General features: G+C 69.9%; 3 protein-coding genes. All 3 read left to right on the top strand.

Annotated elements, in window-relative coordinates:
- Nucleotides 1-789: cell wall hydrolase (locus tag FV228_RS26270; protein WP_187277919.1), on the top strand; the 789-nt coding region annotated here is incomplete at its 5' end.
- 650 nt (nt 790-1,439) lie between these two features.
- The gene (locus FV228_RS26275) at nt 1,440-2,039 is read left to right on the top strand and encodes a hypothetical protein (RefSeq protein WP_147857218.1); all 600 of its coding nucleotides are present in this window, start codon (nt 1,440-1,442) and stop codon (nt 2,037-2,039) included.
- A 122-nt stretch (nt 2,040-2,161) separates the two neighbouring features.
- Nucleotides 2,162-2,661 (top strand): alcohol dehydrogenase catalytic domain-containing protein (locus FV228_RS26280; RefSeq protein WP_147857219.1); only part of this gene is annotated, 500 nt, incomplete at its 3' end.

Below are 2,661 nucleotides of genomic sequence, written 5' to 3' on the forward strand. Positions count from 1 at the left end.
ACCGGCAGCGTCAGCGGCGTGCTGAGCGCGGGCTCGGCGGTCTGGGATCCGGAGGCCGAGCCGGAGGGCGGCTTCGTGCCCGTGCCCGATCTCGGGCTGACCACGGGGTCCGGCAGCGCCGCTTCCACGGGCGAGGGCAGCGCCGACCTCACCGGGGATGGCGAAACCGAGCGCCGCTACGACGGCTCGACCCCGCCGGTGCCCCGGGCAGTCGCCCTGTCGTCGACCACGCCTGCGCCCGCGGACGCGATCCCGATCGAGGTGGCGGCCGCCAGCCTGGCGCTGCCCGATTTCGCGATCCGCCCCGAGCGGCCCGGGATCCTTCAGTCGGTCCCGGAGGATGCCAGCCGGCGCTACGCCGACCTGATCGACCCGGAATCCCTCGACAAGGAGCAGCGCTGCCTGTCGGAGGCGGTCTATTTCGAGGCCCGCAGCGAATCCGAGGCGGGTCGCGCCGCGGTGGCCCAGGTGGTGCTCAACCGGGTGAAGAGCGGCCTCTATCCGAGCAGCGTCTGTGGCGTCGTCTACCAGAACCGGCACCATTACATGGGCTGCCAGTTCTCCTTCGCGTGCGAGGGCAAGTCCCTGCGCATCACCGATGCCGGCGCGTGGGAATCCGCCACCCGGATCGCCCGCTCGGTGATCGAGGGCCGGACCTACCTGGCCGAGGTCGGGGCGGCGACCCACTACCATGCCGACTACGTGCGGCCGGGCTGGGCCCGGCGCCTGCGCAAGATGGACGTCATCGGGCGGCACATTTTTTACCAGCTCAAGCCTGGGCAGACCTGAGCGGCCCACATTTGTGGGGGCTTCTCATCCACGCGCACGGGGTTTGCATGCGTGGGTGCCAGCCCACATGACATTGGTGAGGGCTCGCTGGGTGCCACCCGCGGGCCCTCTTGTTGGGTAGCCAGCCAGCTCCGTGTTACGCGAGCCCGGGCGTGATGGTCACGGACCACTCACCGCTCGGGTTCCTCGTGACGGTGATCCGCAAGAGCGGAATCATCAACACATCGCTCACCCCCTTCCTCACCCCTACGACGTTCACACATCGGCTGTGATAGGGCGCGCGCCTGATCCCTGCGATCGTGTTGCCGAGCCCGATCTGTGAATCCGGTAGCCCTCAACCTGAGGCGACGGAGCGAAGCGGAGGCCTCGAAGGAGGAGGGGAGTCGGGTTGGAGGAGCACCGATCGAAATCGGGCGCGCCCCTATCGGTCCCTGAAGCGGTGCATTCGTGAACAGCGTTAAGGATGGCCACCGGTCTTCGATAGAATCTTACCTAGGTAGTGGATCGCTAAGCAGTCCAAACCGAGGGTTAATTTTACCTTCATTCCGAACTCTGCTTGCGAGTCGGGCAACGACTCTGGCCTGTAGTGCGTCGAGACCAGCGCTGCCCTTGCGCAGCGTCTCGCCCGTACCGCGTACCAGAGGACTTCCATGACCGCGCCGGTCGCACGCTCCACCCTTCTCGCCGCCGCCTTCGGCGGCCTGCTGCTCGCAGCCCCCGCGCAGGCCGGCGGCTGCTACGGCTCCGCATGCTACCGCCACGTCACGACCCCGCCGGTCTTCGACACCGTGCAGGAGAACGTGCTGGTGCGACCGCCGCGGACGGTCTACCGGACCACGCCGCCGGTCTACGATACCGTGTCCGAGCGCGTGATGGTCGCCCCCGGCGGGCGCGTCTGGCAAACGAGCCGCGGTCCCGGCGGCGAGCTGATCGGCTGCTGGATCGATACGCCGCCGCGCTTCGCCGTGCGCAGCCGGACCGTCCTGGTACGGCCCGCGCAGTCGATCCCGGAGACCATCCCGCCGGAATACGCCACCGTCAGCCGGCGCGTCCTGGTGGCGCCGGCCCGCTCCGGCTGGGTGCCGGCCGGCGGCGGGTACGGCGGTTATGCGGGCGGCTACCGCTCTGCCGCCTATGGCGGTCCCCTGGTCGGCTCGATCCCGGACGCCGTGGGCATCACCGGTGCGAGCTCCGCCGATATCGGTGTCGGCCTCGGCTTCTCCACGGGCAGCCGCTACGACGGCTACTGATCGGTCGATCGACGCCCGCGTCCCGGGTCGCGCCCCCGGGACGCGGCCTCGGCGTCTGACGGGGCCGCCTTGATTCCGGGCATCCCGGCGACACCTCTTCCGCGGACGAACGGGAGGTGACGATGGGTACGTTCAAGGCCTGGGTGATCGACAAGGGCGAGACCGGGCAGAGCCTCGCCTTCCGGGATTTCGACGACGCCGACCTGATGGACGGCGACGTCACCGTCCGGGTGACCCACTCGACCCTGAACTACAAGGACGGGCTCGCCCTGACCGGGACGTCGCCGGTGGTGCGCCGCTTCCCGATGATCCCCGGGATCGATTTCTCCGGGGTGGTCGAGACCTCGGATCACCCGGAGTACAAGCCGGGCGACGCCGTCGTCCTCACCGGCTGGGGCGTCGGCGAGACGCATCTCGGCGCCTACGCGCAGCGCGCCCGGGTCAAGGGCGACTGGCTGGTGCCGCTGCCCGAGGGCCTCAGCCCCGAACAGGCCATGGCGATCGGTACCGCGGGCTATACCGCGATGCTGTCCCGGATGGCCCTCGACGCCCACGGGCTGACGCCGGCACACGGGCCTGCGATCGTCACCGGGGCGTCGGGCGGCGTCGGCTCGGTGGCGGT

This window comes from Methylobacterium sp. WL18 (assembly GCF_008040015.1).
Lineage (GTDB): Bacteria > Pseudomonadota > Alphaproteobacteria > Rhizobiales > Beijerinckiaceae > Methylobacterium > Methylobacterium mesophilicum.

Coding starts and splice junctions, on each gene's coding strand:
- FV228_RS26275 (WP_147857218.1), top strand. CDS start 1,440: ATGACCGCGCCGGTCGCACGCTCCACCCTTCTCGCCGCCGCCTTCGGC.